Origin of the sequence: Microbacterium pumilum (assembly GCF_039530225.1) — a bacterium.
Classification (GTDB): Bacteria; Actinomycetota; Actinomycetes; order Actinomycetales; family Microbacteriaceae; genus Microbacterium; species Microbacterium pumilum.
This window is the reverse complement of sequence record NZ_BAAAOH010000001.1, coordinates 1,496,167-1,511,111: the sequence shown is the minus strand read 5'-3', so window position 1 is coordinate 1,511,111 and position 14,945 is coordinate 1,496,167. Positions and strand designations below refer to the sequence as shown.

The following is a 14,945-nucleotide window of genomic DNA, read 5'->3' as shown; positions in this document are numbered from 1 at the left end:
AGTGCCGAAATCGCCGTTCACGCTCTGTCCCTCACGAGCGCGCGGGCAGGCCCCGAGTCGCGTCTGCCCCTCGCACCGCGTCCTTGCACCGGTCCGACAGGGCGTATCGCAGCAGGACGACGTCCCCGATCTGCCGCGTCTCCGCGAGGGTCGCGCGTCGAGAGGCGGTCCACGGGAAATGCCCGGCCTCGACGAATCGCGGCGCCCGGGACTCGCCGACGAAGAAGGGCGCGACCACGAGCTGCAGCTCGTCGACCAGGTCTTCGGTCAGGAACTGGGTGTGGAGTCTGCCGCCGCCCTCGACCATCAGCCGGCCCACGCCACGCTCGGCGAGGTCGCTGACGACATCCGCCATCGTCACGCAGCCATTCCCCAGCCCGACCACGGTGGCGCTGCGACCGAGAGTACGGGCGATACCCGGGGCTGCGGCATCCGGGCAGTACACGAGCTTGTCGACATCCCCCTCGGTGAAGAAGGACGATTGCGGTGGCAGGTCACCGCTGCCGGTCACTGTCACCTTCGTCGGCGAGTAGGGCTTGCCCGCGGCACGGCGCAGGAGGCGTCGCTCCTCGCTTCGCACCAGCAGCCTCGGATCGTCGCGACGCACCGTGGAAGCGCCGACCATGATGGCGTCGCTCTCGGCGCGCAGCTGATCGACGCGATCGAAGTCGGCCGGGTTCGACATGGCGAGGTGCCGCGGCGTTGCGCTGTCGAGGAATCCGTCGAGCGACATCGCACAGCTGAGAGTGACGTACGGGCGGTTCACGACGCCACCATCCGACTCTGCACGGCCTGGCTGTCACGTCGACGGCGAAGGGCGGATGCTGCGACCACGACGGCACCGGGAGTGACCGCGATCATCGCGAGCACCCCGAATGCCGTCGAGGCGGCGATTCCGGTCGCGGCGCCGAGACCGCCGGCGGTGAACGCCCACGCTGCGGCGCCCTCTCGCGGGCCCCATCCGCCGATGTTGAGGGGAATCGATGCGGCCAGCACCGCGATCAGCGCCAGGGCCACGAGCCGCTCGGTCGGAGCGTCGACCCCGACGGCCAGGCACGCGACCACGAACGTCGCGACATGCCCTGCCACGACGATCAGCGACGCCGCGATGACCTTCACCACAGTGCTCCCCGACGCGAACGCGGTTCGCAGGGCCGCGAGTTCGCGTCGGACCGCCACGCGCACACGCGTGCTCGCGGCCGCCGCGACGAACCCTACGGCGCACATGACAGCCACCACGAGTGCGACGATGCCCACAGCGGGAGCGTAGGCCGACATTCCCAGCGACACCAGCACCACCGCCGCGAGCACGAGCTGCACGACCTGGCCGGCGGAGCGCTCGGCGACGACGGCGCGGGAAGCCTGTCCGACCTGGTTCACGCTGCGACCGTGAGCCACCGCACGGTGCACGTCTCCGACGACTCCCCCGGGTAGGACGGTGTTCAAGAACTGCGACCGATAGTACCCAGACACCGCCTGCGGCCAGCTCAGCGTCAGGCCGAGGCCGCCTGCGAGCATCCGCCAGCGCCATGCTGCGGCGGCGGTGGACACGGCTGCGAGGACCAGCGCCGCTCCCACCGCGGCGATCGAGACCGAGGCGAGCCCGCGAGCGAACGGCTCACCGCCGGCGTGCAGCACGATGGCCACCAGGATCACGACCCCGATGGCGGCGCGTGCATAGCCGCGGAAGCGGGGCGTGGCGAGCATCTCCCCGACAGCATGAGGGCGCAGGGCGGTCGTCATGGCGACCACGCAAGGATGTCCGCGTCATGCACGACGATGCGCAGGCTGCCATCGGCCAGTTGTGCGCTGCGGGTGCGCAGGTACTCGTCCGCCCATTCGCGCAGTGCCGGGCGCTGCGCGACCGCGGCGCCGACCCGGTCTTGCAGCCAGTCGGCAGCGCGGCGACGATCGGACGCGTCGAGCACCCGCTGCTGGTCGGTGACGCGCACCGACCAGCCCGCGGCGTGGAAGAGATCGATCACGGCGGCGACGGCGTCGGGTCCGAAGAGCCGCTGATCTCCGACGATCCGGCGCTGATGGTCGTTGAAGGACGATTCGAACACGCGATCGCCAGGATCGACGGGCTCGAATGTCACGCCGGGGCCACGGCTCGCGGTGAAGCGGGCCTCGGTTCCCGCGGCGACGGTCGCACGCACCAGAGCCTCCGCCTCGTCGCGGGTGACTCCGTCGATGGCACGGGACGCCGTCGATCCCGGTGCGACGGCGCATCCGTCGGCGCGGCGGCTGGCGACGGCATCCGTGACGCCCCTGGCGACACCTCGGTCGCGGGTGGTCGACTCAGCGAGCTCATCCGCCACGCGGGTGAGCACGCCCTGAACGTCTTCGTCATTCATCGCACACCCGCGAGCGCCTGGGCGATCCGGGCGACGGTGTCGCTCCACCGCGGCAAGTGCGAACCGGCCCGCCGGGCGTCCGCGGCGAGTCTCGCGCGGAGCGCGGGGTCGACCATCCATCGCCGGAGGGCATCGCTGAGCGCCTTCGGCTGATTCGGCGGCACCAGGATCGCCGCCCGGCTCGATGCCACTGTCTGCGGGATTCCCCCCACGTCGCTCGCCACGACGGGGATGCCGCGTCGCAGCGCGTCGGCGATGACCATGCCGTAGCTCTCGGAGCGCGATGGCGCTACGAGCAGGTCGGCGCCGCGGTACGCCCGGTCGAGTTCGTCCGCAGCCAGCACGCCCGGCATCGTCACCCGGTCGCGGATGCCCGACATGGTCGCCAGCCGCTCGACCTGCTCGGCGAAGTCCGGCCGGGTGTCGAGCGAACCCGCGATCGTGCAGGTCCACTCGTGGTCTGGGCAGAGGGTCGCGAGCGCCTCGACGAGCGTGTCCTGCCCCTTGTGCGGAGCGACGACCCCCACGCACAGCAGCGCGCCCCCGGCAGACGTGCCGGTCGACATCGGCGCGTCATCGGCGCCCGGCGTCGCAACGATGATCCGGTCGGCGGCAACGACTCTCCGGCGCACGAGCTCCGATCGGGTCCAGTCGCTGGTCGCGATGACCTGCCGCGCAGAGCGCAGCGAACGGCGCTCACCCTCGATGAGCGCGGGGTCCGCATCCTCGAACGCTCCGCTGGCCATGTGGGCGAGCACGACGACCGGCAGCCGCAGACTCGCGATCTCGACCGCCGCAGGTGCCCTTCCGGCAATCAGGCCGTCGATGAGCACGAGCTCACCATCCGATACCTGCGAGAGGACGGAGTGAACGGTCGAAGGGTCATCGACGTGCACCTGCGACATCCGCACCGTCCATCCGAGGCGCGAGAGGCCGTCGCTCACGCGTCGGTCGTACACGTTTCCGCCGCTCGCCCGCTGCGGGTCGTCGAAGCCGCTCGGCACGATGAAGCTCACCGCGCGCAGCTCGGCATCGGTCACAGCGTCACCTCGTACGACGCCCACGCGATGTGGGATTCGTGGAGCGTGACGCCGATCGAGGTGAGTCGCCCGCCGTTCGCGCCCAGTCGGCCTTCGCGAACGGCCGCGACGAGTCGGTCGGCGATCACGCTGCACAGTCGCTCGGTCGTCGTATTGACTCCGCGGAATTCCGGCTCGTCGTCGAGGTTGCGATACGTCAGCATCGACAGGATGTCGTGAAGCGCGTCCGACGCGCGACCGATGTCGACCACGACTCCGTCGTCGTCGAGCGTGGCAGCGCGAAAGCTCGCGTCGACCACGAAGGTCGCGCCGTGCAGTCGCTGCGCGGGACCGAAGACCTCGCCGGCGAAGCTGTGGGCGATCATGATGTGGTCGCGGACCGTGACGGAGTAGGTCACTCGGAGTCCCTCCAGTCGATCGTGTGGCAGAGTCCCGGCGATCCGGCAGCGACGGCTGCCATGACATCGGGCAGCTCGCGCCACGACGAGTTGTCGGTGAGCAGGGCGTCGAAAGCCGCGTCGCGCAGCAGTCGCAGCGCGAGGGCCAGGCGGTCGCCGGTGGTGCGGGTCGCGCGGCGGCGCGGGGCGATCATGCCGACCTGGCTGGAGCGGATCGTCAGCCGCCGCGAGTGGAAGTCCTCGCCGAGGTGGAGGCGGACGCCGCGATCGCCGAACCAGCTCGCCACGACGACGTCGCCTTCGGTGACCGCGGCCTGCAGGGCGAACTGCAGTCCGGCCTCCGATCCGCTGGCGTCAACGACGAGGTCTCGCTCGAGGGGTGCGTCTTCCGGATGCGCGTACTCGACGCCGAGCGCTGCGCACACCGTCTCCTTGGATCGGTCGACGTCCACGAGATTGACGTCGACGCCCGGGATGCCGCGCGCGAGCCGCGCGACTGCGCAGCCGATCATGCCGGCCCCGACGATCGTGATGCGGTCGCCCAGGAGGGGCGCGGCATCCCACAGCACGTTGACCGCTGTCTCGACCGCGCCCGCCAGCACTGCGCGGCGTGCGGGAACGCCCTCCGGCACCAGGGCGACCGCCGACTCGGGGACGACGAACACGGATTGGTGGGGGAACAGCGTGAAGACCGAACGACCGCGGAACTGCGACGCACCGTCCTCGACGACGCCGACGTTCAGATACCCGTACTTGACCGGTCCGGGGAAGTCGCCCGACTGGAACGGCGCCCGCATCCGCTCATGTTCGCCGACAGGCACCTCGCCGCGGAAGACGGTGGACTCGGTGCCGCGGCTGATGCCCGTGTAAACCGTCCTCACCAGGACCTCCCCGGGCCCTGGAGCGCCGACCTCTTCCGACCGGAGAGCGCCCCGGTTCGGCGCCTCCACCCAGAACGCGGTCGCGGTCGTCACTTCTTCGCGCTCCGCGATTGAACCTTTCGGCCCGCGCCGTACGTGTCATGAGTGGTACCCATGAGGGGAGAACGGATCTCACTGTGCAAAAGGTTCACCTCGCTCCACTGTGGTCGTTCGTCGGCGGCGTTGCCGGCCTCGCCCTGGTCAACTGGTTCGGTGCGCTGTCCGCGGCGGGATGGATCGCCGGACTTCTCTACCTTGTCGTGTCGAATGTGCTGTTGGCGAGGGGGTTGCGCCGCCACCGAACTGTGCGCTTCGGTCCGGCGAACATCGCGACGGCGACGAGATCGACACTGGTCGGTATCGTCACGGCGCTGGTCGCGACATCCTTCACCGCGCCGATCGCGGTTCCGCTGCTGATCGGTTTGACGGTCCCGGCCCTCGCCCTCGATGCCGTCGACGGCTGGATCGCCCGTCGCACCGACACCATCACCGAGCTGGGCGGGCGATTCGACATGGAGGTCGATGCGTTCCTCATCTTCGCCCTGAGCGCTTACGTCGCGCAGGAGCTGGGATGGTGGGTGCTCTTGATCGGGCTGATGCGATACGCACTGGCCGTCGCAGGATGGCTCCTTCCCTGGCTGCAGGCGACGGTGCCGTTCCGGTACTGGCGCAAGGTCGTCGCCGCCATCGCCGGTGTCGCGCTGGCCCTCGCCGCCTCGGGGCTGGCGCCCCGGTGGGTGGACGACCTGGTGGTGCTGATCGCGCTGGGCCTGCTCATCGAGTCGTTCGGGCGCGACGTGGTCTGGCTGTTCGTCCGGCACCGTGCCGCAGTCACCGCCTCGGGCCGGCAGGCGGTCCGCTCTGTGGCTTTGCCGATTGCGAGTCGGCGGCGCGACGACATTGCGGACGTCGGACGCGGTGTCTAGCGTGTGCTGAATCGGAGGCTGCGAGCGCTCCCGATCGGGGGTAGCGTGACTGAGATCCAGATCGAACACGTGGACGCCGACCGCTGGACGGACCTCGAGACGCTGTTCGGGCGAGCCGGAGCCGACAACGGATGCTGGTGTCAGTACTGGCTGCTCGGCGCCGGCTATCACCACCGCGACCGGGCCGAGAATCGGCACGACCTCCAGTCGCAGGCGGGCAGCGACCGGGCGGGACTGCTCGCGTATCAGGACGGGCGGCCGGTCGGCTGGGCCCGCCTGACCCCGCGCGCGGAGCTCACGTGGCTCGGGGCGCGCTTCTCGGCGTTCGAGTTCACCCCGGATGACGCATGGTCGCTGCCGTGCTTCTTCATCGCGCGCAGCGCTCAAGGCAGCGGGGTGATGCGCGCACTCATCCGATTCGCCGCCGAATGGGGTCGCGCCCGCAACGTGCCGATCGAGGCCTACCCCATCGACGTTGCGGCACCCGGCGCCACTCGCAACCGCTTCACGGGGGTGCTTCCAGCGTTCCTCGATGAGGGCTTCGTCGTGGCGGGACGCCTCTCGGACGATCGCGTCGTGGTCACGACGGGGGAAGTCGCTCGCCTGTGAGCGACTCCCCGATCGCCCAGACGGATGCCGGAAGGTCGACGCCGCGCGCGCTGCGTGGCAGATCGATGCGCACGGGCGGCCCGACGAGGCCGCCCCATGCGCTCGGGCCGTAGTAGGCGCCCTGAGCGGCATCCGGATCTGCGGCCGCGAACAGCAGCGGTTCAGTGCCCTCCGCAGGGGACTGGGACGGCAGCACAGTGCGCCGGATGGGCGACAGCGGCTTGTCACGGGCGAGGTTGCGTCCGGCCGTCTGCAGGTTCGTCCGCGTGTAGCCGGGGTGCGCGATGGTGCTGAGCAGGGGCCAGTCACGCTCGTTCGCGATCGTCGCGAGATGGACGCCCATCATGAGGTCGGCGCGTTTCGACTGCGAGTAGGCGCGGCCCGGCCTGTAGTGCGCGAGGGAGTGAAGGTCGTCGAAGTGAATCCGTCCGAAGTTCGCCGTCATGCTGCTCATCGTCACGACGCGCGGCGCGGCGCTCTGCAGCAGCACCGGAAGCAGCCTGATGGTCAGCGCGAACGGGCCGAGGAAGTTGGTGCCCAGCTGCAGTTCGAAACCGTCGGCGGTCGTCATCCGTTTGGGCGGCACCATGACGCCCGCGTTGTTGATCAGCACGTCGAGTCGCCCGTCCGCCTCGATGGACCCCGCGAAGGTGCGCACGCTCGTCAGATCGGCGAGATCGAGGACTCTCACCTCGAGGTCGGCATCCGGGTGGAGGTTCAGGATGTCGCGCCGCGCCGCCTCGCCCTTCTCGGCGTCACGCACCGCGATCACCACCTCGGCACCCGCGCCGGCGAGTCGCTGGGCGGCTTCGCGTCCGGTGCCGCTGTTCGCGCCGGTCACGATGACGCGCCGTCCCGTCTGATCGGGGACGATGTACACGGGCTCTCCCTCTACGCAGGATTCGGTAGGCAGGGCCCCTCGCCCACCGCCGCGAGTCTACGTGTGGTCGCGGAGGCTGCCCGCCACGTGAACGGATTCCCTGCCTAGAAGGGTGCGTCGTTGTCGGCGGTGGTGCGGAACGCGGGTACGGGTCTTTCGGGGTGGACGGTGTAGCGGCGTCCGGTGGGTGAGGTCCATTCGATGGCTCCGCCGGGGAGTTGCCGGACGATCCAGCCGCCGTGGTGTTTCACGATGTGGTGTCCTTCGCAGAACGGGGCCAGGTTCGTCAACGCGGTCGATCCGCCGTGTTCCCACGCCACGTTGTGATCGATGTGGCAGCGAGAGGCGGGCATCCCACATCCCGGTCCTAAGCATCGGTCCAGCGCGCTCACGAGAACCTCGGCGTGCCGTTCCGTCATCCGCGCCCGACTCAGCGATTCGAGCACGGGCGGGTAGCGGTGCACCACCGCCTCCGCCAAACCGAGCAGGTCTCCCGCGGCGTGTTCCGTGATCCGCAGCGCGCAGGCGAGTTCGAGGCGGATCGACCGCGCGACCACATCCGTCATGGTCCAGCCGTACCGTTCCGCGTGCGCGAGGGCTTCGCGTCGCATCCGATCCACCCGCACCAGTCGTTCCGCGGCGAACACCGCGATCACGTCCGCAACCTCCATCACCAGCCCGACTGCATCCGGCGCATCCGCGCCAGTGGACGGCCAATCGGAGAAGTCCGACTCCCATCGCGGTTCATCGTCGTGTTCGGGGGGTGGTTCGTCATCGAATTCCACACCTGAAACATAGAACATATCTACGACACTCGAACGAGAGCGAACCCTCTTCACAGGAGGTACGCGTCGACGAACAGCGGCCCACGGATGTCGCGGAACACATCGACCAGCCGATCGATGCCCCTCCGACCCATCGACGACAGCTGAACGTCGTGGGGACCGAGCTTCTCGAGCTTGCCGGTGCGAATCCGCACGACCTCCCATCCGGCTGTGCGCAGCGCGCGGTCCTTGCGCCGATCGGCATCCTCGCGCTTGCCGACGTGCTCAAGGCCGAACCGTCCCGTGGTGTCGTATTCCACCGCGATGCGCAGTTCCGGAAGCAGGATGTCGGGCCACACCTCGACATGGTCGAAGAACGGCCGACTGATCCGGACGGCATTCAGCCCCGAGGTCACGCCGAGCCGGGCGAACAGGTCGGCGCGCAGACGCGCTTCGACGGCGGATGCCGGTCGTGGAGCGCACTCGCTCAGGAACGGCTCGCCGACCGGAAGCGTCGGCGTCTTCGCGCACACCGGTCGCAGCGACTTCGTCGACCGAGAACTCTGTCTCGAGATACCGGATGTGCGTGGGCCAGGCACCGGCACGCCAGACCCAGCGGCCCCCGCGTCGACCGCCCCAACCCCCATCACCCAAGCCCCCGACCCCTCCCCGGCCCCCTTGATCCGCGGCGGATTCGCGAGCAGGGTGCACTCGGGGCACCACGCTGATCGTCGCCGCTCGCGCCCTGGACGCGCGCGCTGCTCGCTCGGAGTCGCCGCGAAGAGATGCCCGGCCTCGCACTGCCACAACAGCAGGACATCCGCGGCCGGCGGGATCTGCGTCAGAGTGATCCCGGCGTTCAGCTCCGGGTGGTACTGCCGAATGAGCATCGGAAACGGCGCCCACGCCTCGCGGTAGGTGCCGACCGGGTAGGGCACCTCCGCGCCGCGCGAGAACTGACGTCGCGCCCACCACGCCTCGACCCGCTCCGCCATGCGCGGCACGGTACCCCCGGCCACCCACATGAGAAGCCGACCACCCCCCGGCGACGCACTGCGGCGCGATAATGGGCGCGATGGACGACATCGTCTCGCAGCTGCTCCGGAGCGAGGAGCCTTCGGTGCGGTGGCGGGTGCGCACCGCCGTGCTGCGTGAGCGGGCCGACGACGGATCCATCCGCGCGCTGCAGGACGACATCCGCCGCTCGCCTCGCGTTGAAGCGATTCTGAACGGATGCCGCGGGCTCGCACCGTACGCGAAGTGGCGCGGCCCGCACTGGGCTCTGCTTGCGCTCTCGAACCTCGGCTACCCCAGCGGAGACCCCGCGCTGTTGCCGTTGCGCGACGTCGTGCTCGGCCAGTGGCTGAGGGCTGGCTATCTCGTGGATGCGGACGTCAGCCGGATCACCAGGACGTCGTATGAGACCGCCGTTCCGCGTGTTTCGGGCCGCTCCCGCGTTCACGCGTCGCAGCAGGGCGGTGCGCTGCTCGCGATCATCCGCCTCGGCCTGGACGACGGGCGCGCGTCGATGCTCGCCCAGAGACTGTGCGCCTGGCAATGGCCGGACGGCGGATGGAACTGCGACCGCGATCCCGACACGGCCATGTCGTCGGTGCACGAGACACTGCTCCCGATGCGCGGTCTCGCGGCCTATGCCGACGCCAGCGGTGACGCGGCGACCCGATCTGCGGCGGTCGCCGCGGCCGAGGTGTTCCTCACCCGCAGGGTCGCGTGGCGCCGCTCGTCGGACAAGCCCCTCAGCGCCGACGCGGTGAAGCTGCACTATCCCGTGTACTGGCACTTCGACGTCCTCGCGGGGCTCGTCGGACTCCGCGAACTCGACCTGCTCGACGACATCCGCTGCGAACCGGCCCTGACGATGCTCGAATCACGCCGCCGGACACAGGGCGGCTGGAGCGCCGATGCCCGGTACTGGCGAGTGGCGGATGCCGGCTCGAACATCGAATCCGTGTCTTGGGGAGCGGTCTCGACCCGACAGGCCAATGAGTGGGTCACGGCGGACGCACTGGCCGTGCTCGCGGCCGCCGGCAGGTTCCCATCCACCTGACGCCGGCCCAGCGCGTACCTCGCAGGGAGTAGCGAAAGTGCGTCCGGCGGGAGAATGCGCATCACCCACCGGCCGACGACCATGGATGGATGACAACGCGACACCCCTTTCGCTTCGGAGCCGTTGCCGCAGTCCGCGGTCCCGCCACACTCTGGGCCGACACCGCCCGCCAGCTCGAGCACGACGGCTATTCGACGCTGCTCGTGCCCGACACGCTGTGGACGCCGTCGCCTTTCCTGGTGCTGACCGCGGCCGCCGCCGCAACGACCACGCTGCGGCTCGGCACATGGGTGATCGCCGCGCCGCTGCGCCGACCCGCCGAGGTCGTGCGCGAGACCAAGACGCTGCAGGAACTCTCGGCGGGCAGGTTCGAGCTCGGCATCGGCGCCGGGCGACCGGGCGGTGAGCGCGACGCCGAGGCACTCGGCGTCTTGTGGGGTCGTGGGGGCGAGCGTGTCACCCAGGTCGAGGCGACGCTGACGGCAGTGAGAACCGGCGTCGACCCGGCTCCGGCGATCGTCATCGCCGGCAATGGCGATCGGATGCTCGGAATCGCCGGCCGGTTCGCCACCACTCTCGCGCTCCCATCCCCTCCCACTGCCGACATGGCGGCGATCACGGTGCAGACGGATCGGGCCCGATCGATCGCAGGCGATCTCGAACTCGCACTTCAGATCACGGGCGTGGGCGACGACATCCCGGAGTGGCTGCGGCGTCAGATGGGGCTCACCCCGGACGGGCTGCGCGACGCGGGCGCTGCCGCCATGCTCTCGGGCGACGTCGGCCGTGACGCCGACGCGCTCGAGCGGCTGAGAGACCAGACCGGGGTCTCGTACTTCACCGTGCCGGGCGACCTTGCGGGGCGCCTCGCCACGCTCGTCGAGCGACTCGCTGGGAGCTGAGCGAGGACGTCAGCGAACCAGCCTCGACGAAACGGTCAGCCCACCGGCTCCGCCGGCCGCAGTCGCAGTCCCTGCATGCCCCCGTCGACCGCCAGCGCGACACCGGCGGTCGAGCCGGCCCGAGGGCTCACGAGGTAGGCAACGGCATCCGCGACCTCTTCTGCCCGTACGAGCCGCCCGTGTGGCTGGCGTGCCTCGAGGGCCGCGCGCTCTGCTGCGGGGTCGGGTGCCGCAGACAGCAGTCGCCCTACCCACGGCGTGTCGGCGGTGCCCGGGTTCACCGCGTTCACGCGGATGCCTTCTCGCAGGTGATCGGCGGCCATCGCCTGTGTGAGCGAGAGCACAGCGCCCTTGGTCGCGCTGTAGAGGGCTCGCTGCGGGAGACCGGCCGTCGCCGCGATGGACGAGGTGTTGCAGATGGCGGCCGAGGGCGACGTGCGCAGGTAGGGGATCGCCGCACGACTCACGCGCGCGATTCCGACGACGTTGATGTCGAACACGCGGTGCCACTCGTCATCCGAGTTCGCCGTCACATCCCCCTGCGCCCCGATCCCGGCGTTGTTCACAAGGATGTCGAGTCGACCGAACTGTTCGACGACCCGCTCGACACCCGCGACCACCGAGGCGTCGTCGGTGACGTCCACGGCGACGGCGAGATCCACGCCGGTGGCGGCATCCGGGTTCACGTCGAAGATCGCGACGGCGGCGCCGTCCTCGCGCAGGCGGTGTGCGATCGCGGCGCCGAGTCCCGACGCTCCGCCGGTGACGATCGCGACGAGGCCGTCCAATGGTGCGGACATCAGACCGCTCCTTCCTGCGGGCTCAGCCCGCGACGTAGTTCTGGCGCTGACGGCCGAGGCCGTCGATCTCGAGTTCCACGACATCGCCAGGTGCAAGGTACGGGAAGCGGCCCGAGAGCGCGACACCCTCGGGCGTGCCGGTGAGGATCAGATCGCCGGGCTCGAGGGCCAGGTGCTGGCTGAGCTCCCACACGATCCGGTCGATTCCGAAGATGAGGTCGGATGTGCGCGAGTCCTGACGTGACTCGCCGTTCACCCAGCTGCGCAGCCGCACATCCTCCGCGTGAACCTCATCGGGGGTGACGAGCCAGGGTCCGAGCGGGCAGAACGACGGAGCGGACTTGCCCTTCGACCACTGACCTCCGGAGACGGCGATCTGCCAATCGCGTTCAGACAGGTCGTTCGCGATCACGTACCCGGCGATGTGGGCGGATGCGTCATCCGTCGACTCGAGATAGGACGCGCGCGCCCCGATGACGATGCCGAGTTCGACTTCCCAATCGGTCTTGACGCTTCCCCTCGGGATCGGGATGTCGTCATCGGGCCCGACGACGGTGTTCGGCGCCTTCATGAACATCACCATGTTCTCGGGTGGAGCCGAACCCGATTCTGCCGCGTGCGCGGCGTAGTTCATGCCGATGCAGTACACCGCCGACGGCCGTGCGATCGGCGCGCCGACGCGGAGCGCCCCGGCATCCCCCACCACAGGCAGTGTCTCGGCATCGAGAGCGGTGCGCACCGCGGCAACCGGATCCGAGGCGAGGAACTCTCCGCCGATGTCGGCGGTGATGAGCCGCAGATCGAACGCCTGGCCCTCATCCCAGACCACCGGGATCTCTGCGCCCACCGGTCCCAAACGTGCGAATCTCACGCCAGCCTCCTCCTCGAAGATCGGAACTCTCGTCGAGCTCGGAGCCCGACATACTCGATTCTGGCATAGAAGTCGGCAGTTGACAGACAAGACATCGGATGTTTAGTCTCGCTAGTGGAAGGGATCCCCATGCCTGTCATCACCGCCGTCGAGACTTTCGACATCCGGTTCCCCACTTCGCTCAGCCTCGACGGCTCCGACGCGATGAACCCCGACCCTGATTATTCTGCGGCGTACGTCGTGATCCGCTCCGACGCCCCCGACGGACTCGAAGGGCACGGCTTCGTCTTCACGATCGGACGAGGCAACGACGTCGAGGTCGCTGCGATCGATGCCCTGCGCGATCACCTCCTCGGGCAGGACCTCGATGCGCTCCTCGGCGACATGGGCGCCACGGCGCGGCTGCTCCTCCACGACTCCCAGCTCCGCTGGCTCGGCCCCGAGAAGGGCGTCATGCACATGGCGATCGGCGCCGTGCTGAATGCCCTGTGGGACCTCCGCGCCAAGCGAGCCGGCCTACCGCTCTGGCTGCACCTCAGTCGGCTGAGCCCCGCCGAGATCGTCTCGCTCGTGGACTTCCGGTACCTCACCGACGCGCTCACGCCCGACGAGGCGCTAGAGATCCTCGAGGCGAGCGAGCCCCACCGTGAAGAGCGGATCGCACGCCTGCTCGAAGCGGGCTACCCCGCTTACACGACCTCGCCCGGGTGGCTCGGCTACTCCGACGAGAAGCTCGCGCGGCTCTGCCGCGAGGCCGTCGCCGACGGGTTCACGCAGATCAAGCTGAAGGTCGGCGCCGACCTCGAGGACGATCGGCGACGCCTGCGGATCGCCCGCGCCAACGTGCCTGCCGGCTATCCGATCGCGATCGACGCCAACCAGAGATGGGATGTCGCGCCGGCGATCGAATGGGTCAACGCGCTCAAGGAGTTCGACCCGGCGTGGATCGAGGAGCCCACCAGCCCGGACGACATCCTCGGCCACGCGGCGATCGCGCGTGGCATTGCACCGATCCGGGTGGCGACCGGCGAACACGTGCAGAATCGGGTCGTCTTCAAGCAGCTGCTGCAGGCGGGCGGAGTCGACATCCTGCAGATCGACGCGACGCGTGTCGGCGGCGTCAACGAGAACATCGCGAACCTGCTGCTCGCGGCGAAGTTCGGCATCCCGGTCTGCCCCCACGCCGGCGGCGTCGGGCTGTGCGAGGCGGTGCAGCACCTGTCCATGTTCGACTTCGTCGCCGTGACCGGCTCGGTCGACGGTCGGATGATCGAATACGTCGACCACCTTCACGAGCACTTCGTGACGCCGGTCGAGATCCGCTCCGGCAACTACCTCGCGCCCCTGGCGCCGGGAGCAGGCACCGAGATGCACCGCGCCTCGATCGCCGACTACACCTGGAACGCCGTCGACTCAGAGGTGGGCGCGTGAGCGTCGAACTCCCCCGGCTGGGCCTCGGCGCAGCGCCGCTCGGAAACCTCTACAAGGAGATCGACGACGACCGGGCGTTCGCGACTCTGGACGCGGCGTGGGATGCCGGCATCCGCTACTTCGACACGGCACCGCACTACGGGCTCGGGCTGTCGGAGCAGCGGCTCGGCAGGTTCCTGCGCGACAAGCCTCGCGACGAGTACGTCGTGTCGACGAAGGTCGGACGCCTCCTCGAGCCCAATCCGGCCCATGCAGGCGGCCGAGACCTCGACAACGGATTCGATGTGCCCGACAGCCTGGTCCGCCGCTTCGACCCGACTCTCACCGGGGTCCGGCGATCGCTCGAGGACTCGCTCGAACGCTTGGGCCTCGACCGGGTCGACATCCTCTTTCTCCACGACCCCGACGTGTACGACCTCGACTGGGGCCTCTCCGAAGGCCTCCCCGCCTTGGCAACGCTCCGCGGCGAGGGTCTGGTCGATGCCATCGGCGTCGGCGTCAACGACTCCGCCGCCGCCACGAGAGCCGTCGTCGAGGGCGACCTCGACGTGGTGATGATCGCCGGACGCTACACGCTCCTCGAACAGACCGCCGCAGCCGACCTCCTGCCTGCGTGCGCCGAGCGTGGTGTACGCATCGTCGACGCCGCGGTGTTCAACTCCGGCCTGCTCGCCACCAGCGACCCGGGTGCGGGCGCGCGCTACAACTACGGCGACGTGCCCGACGACATCCTCGAGCGCGCCCGGGCCCTGGCGCGGGTCTGCACCGAGTTCGGCGTTGAGCTGCCCACCGCTGCCCTGCAGTTCCCGCTCCGCAATCCGCTCGTCGCGACGGTCGTCATGGGAACCGCGAACCCGGCCTCGGTCGCCGAGAACGTCGCACGGATGTCGTTGCCGATCCCGGACGAACTGTGGCGGGCGCTGGTCGATCGCGAGCTCGTCAGCGACCCCGTGCTCAGCAGCTGAGGAGGGGCGAGGAC

The 14,945-nt window shown here is 69.6% G+C and carries 17 protein-coding genes; 6 read left to right on the top strand and 11 right to left on the bottom strand.

Annotated features, from left to right (window positions below; all coding sequences use genetic code 11):
- Positions 1-31: 31 nt before the first annotated feature.
- From ABD188_RS06670 to ABD188_RS06645, 6 genes are read right to left on the bottom strand one after another with little or no spacing between them, the layout of a single operon-like run.
- Positions 32-766, bottom strand: coding sequence for a RibD family protein (locus tag ABD188_RS06670; protein ID WP_344059749.1), 735 nt, complete (start codon positions 764-766; stop codon positions 32-34).
- Positions 763-1,743, bottom strand: coding sequence for a lysylphosphatidylglycerol synthase transmembrane domain-containing protein (locus ABD188_RS06665; RefSeq protein ID WP_344059747.1), 981 nt, complete (start codon positions 1,741-1,743; stop codon positions 763-765). Before ABD188_RS06665 ends, ABD188_RS06670 begins: the two co-directional genes overlap by 4 nt.
- Positions 1,740-2,357, bottom strand: coding sequence for a hypothetical protein (locus tag ABD188_RS06660; RefSeq protein ID WP_344059745.1), 618 nt, complete (start codon positions 2,355-2,357; stop codon positions 1,740-1,742). Before ABD188_RS06660 ends, ABD188_RS06665 begins: the two co-directional genes overlap by 4 nt.
- Positions 2,354-3,397, bottom strand: coding sequence for a glycosyltransferase family 4 protein (locus ABD188_RS06655; protein WP_344059743.1), 1,044 nt, complete (start codon positions 3,395-3,397; stop codon positions 2,354-2,356). Before ABD188_RS06655 ends, ABD188_RS06660 begins: the two co-directional genes overlap by 4 nt.
- Entirely contained in the window at positions 3,394-3,795 is a 402-nt protein-coding gene (locus ABD188_RS06650) for a 6-pyruvoyl trahydropterin synthase family protein (protein WP_344059741.1), read from the bottom strand. Before ABD188_RS06650 ends, ABD188_RS06655 begins: the two co-directional genes overlap by 4 nt.
- A complete protein-coding gene (locus tag ABD188_RS06645) occupies positions 3,792-4,676 on the bottom strand; it encodes a zinc-dependent alcohol dehydrogenase (RefSeq protein WP_344059739.1) in 885 nt (294 codons plus the stop codon). Before ABD188_RS06645 ends, ABD188_RS06650 begins: the two co-directional genes overlap by 4 nt.
- Before the next feature lie 176 nt (positions 4,677-4,852).
- Here ABD188_RS06645 and ABD188_RS06640 point away from each other — a divergent pair, with 176 nt between their 5' ends.
- On the top strand, positions 4,853-5,641 hold the full coding sequence (locus ABD188_RS06640; protein ID WP_344059737.1) for a CDP-alcohol phosphatidyltransferase family protein: 789 nt from the start codon (positions 4,853-4,855) through the stop codon (positions 5,639-5,641).
- A 45-nt stretch (positions 5,642-5,686) separates the two neighbouring features.
- Positions 5,687-6,250 (top strand): GNAT family N-acetyltransferase, encoded by a 564-nt coding sequence (locus ABD188_RS06635; RefSeq protein WP_344059735.1) that lies wholly within the window; start codon positions 5,687-5,689, stop codon positions 6,248-6,250.
- Here ABD188_RS06635 and ABD188_RS06630 read toward each other — a convergent pair.
- The 3 genes from ABD188_RS06630 to ABD188_RS06620 form a co-directional block, all read right to left on the bottom strand.
- Complete coding sequence (locus tag ABD188_RS06630) at positions 6,222-7,130, bottom strand: SDR family oxidoreductase (RefSeq protein WP_344059733.1); 909 nt, start codon at positions 7,128-7,130, stop codon at positions 6,222-6,224. The two genes, ABD188_RS06635 and ABD188_RS06630, sit on opposite strands and share 29 nt — an antisense overlap.
- 104 nt (positions 7,131-7,234) lie before the next feature.
- Positions 7,235-7,915 carry an HNH endonuclease signature motif containing protein gene (locus ABD188_RS06625; protein ID WP_344059731.1) on the bottom strand — a complete coding sequence of 227 codons (681 nt, stop codon included), beginning with the start codon at positions 7,913-7,915 and terminating at the stop codon, positions 7,235-7,237.
- 50 nt (positions 7,916-7,965) lie between these two features.
- The gene (locus ABD188_RS06620) at positions 7,966-8,889 is read right to left on the bottom strand and encodes a zinc-ribbon domain-containing protein (RefSeq protein ID WP_344059729.1); all 924 of its coding nucleotides are present in this window, start codon (positions 8,887-8,889) and stop codon (positions 7,966-7,968) included.
- Between the two features lie 80 nt (positions 8,890-8,969).
- Between ABD188_RS06620 and ABD188_RS06615 the strand changes: the two genes are divergently transcribed.
- Entirely contained in the window at positions 8,970-9,962 is a 993-nt protein-coding gene (locus ABD188_RS06615) for a hypothetical protein (protein WP_344059727.1), read from the top strand.
- An 89-nt stretch (positions 9,963-10,051) separates the two neighbouring features.
- Positions 10,052-10,864, top strand: a complete 813-nt coding sequence (locus tag ABD188_RS06610) for an LLM class flavin-dependent oxidoreductase (protein WP_344059725.1) — start codon at positions 10,052-10,054, stop codon at positions 10,862-10,864.
- Positions 10,865-10,899: 35 nt separating this feature from the next.
- Here the strand turns inward: ABD188_RS06610 and ABD188_RS06605 are convergent, their stop codons facing one another.
- Positions 10,900-11,664 carry an SDR family NAD(P)-dependent oxidoreductase gene (locus ABD188_RS06605; RefSeq protein WP_344059723.1) on the bottom strand — a complete coding sequence of 255 codons (765 nt, stop codon included), beginning with the start codon at positions 11,662-11,664 and terminating at the stop codon, positions 10,900-10,902.
- A 22-nt stretch (positions 11,665-11,686) separates the two neighbouring features.
- A complete protein-coding gene (locus ABD188_RS06600) occupies positions 11,687-12,535 on the bottom strand; it encodes a fumarylacetoacetate hydrolase family protein (RefSeq protein ID WP_344059721.1) in 849 nt (282 codons plus the stop codon).
- A 129-nt stretch (positions 12,536-12,664) separates the two neighbouring features.
- Here ABD188_RS06600 and ABD188_RS06595 point away from each other — a divergent pair, with 129 nt between their 5' ends.
- The gene (locus ABD188_RS06595; protein WP_344059719.1) at positions 12,665-13,966 is read left to right on the top strand and encodes an L-fuconate dehydratase; all 1,302 of its coding nucleotides are present in this window, start codon (positions 12,665-12,667) and stop codon (positions 13,964-13,966) included.
- Entirely contained in the window at positions 13,963-14,931 is a 969-nt protein-coding gene (locus tag ABD188_RS06590) for an aldo/keto reductase (protein WP_344059717.1), read from the top strand. Before ABD188_RS06595 ends, ABD188_RS06590 begins: the two co-directional genes overlap by 4 nt.
- Positions 14,932-14,945: the final 14 nt, after the last annotated feature.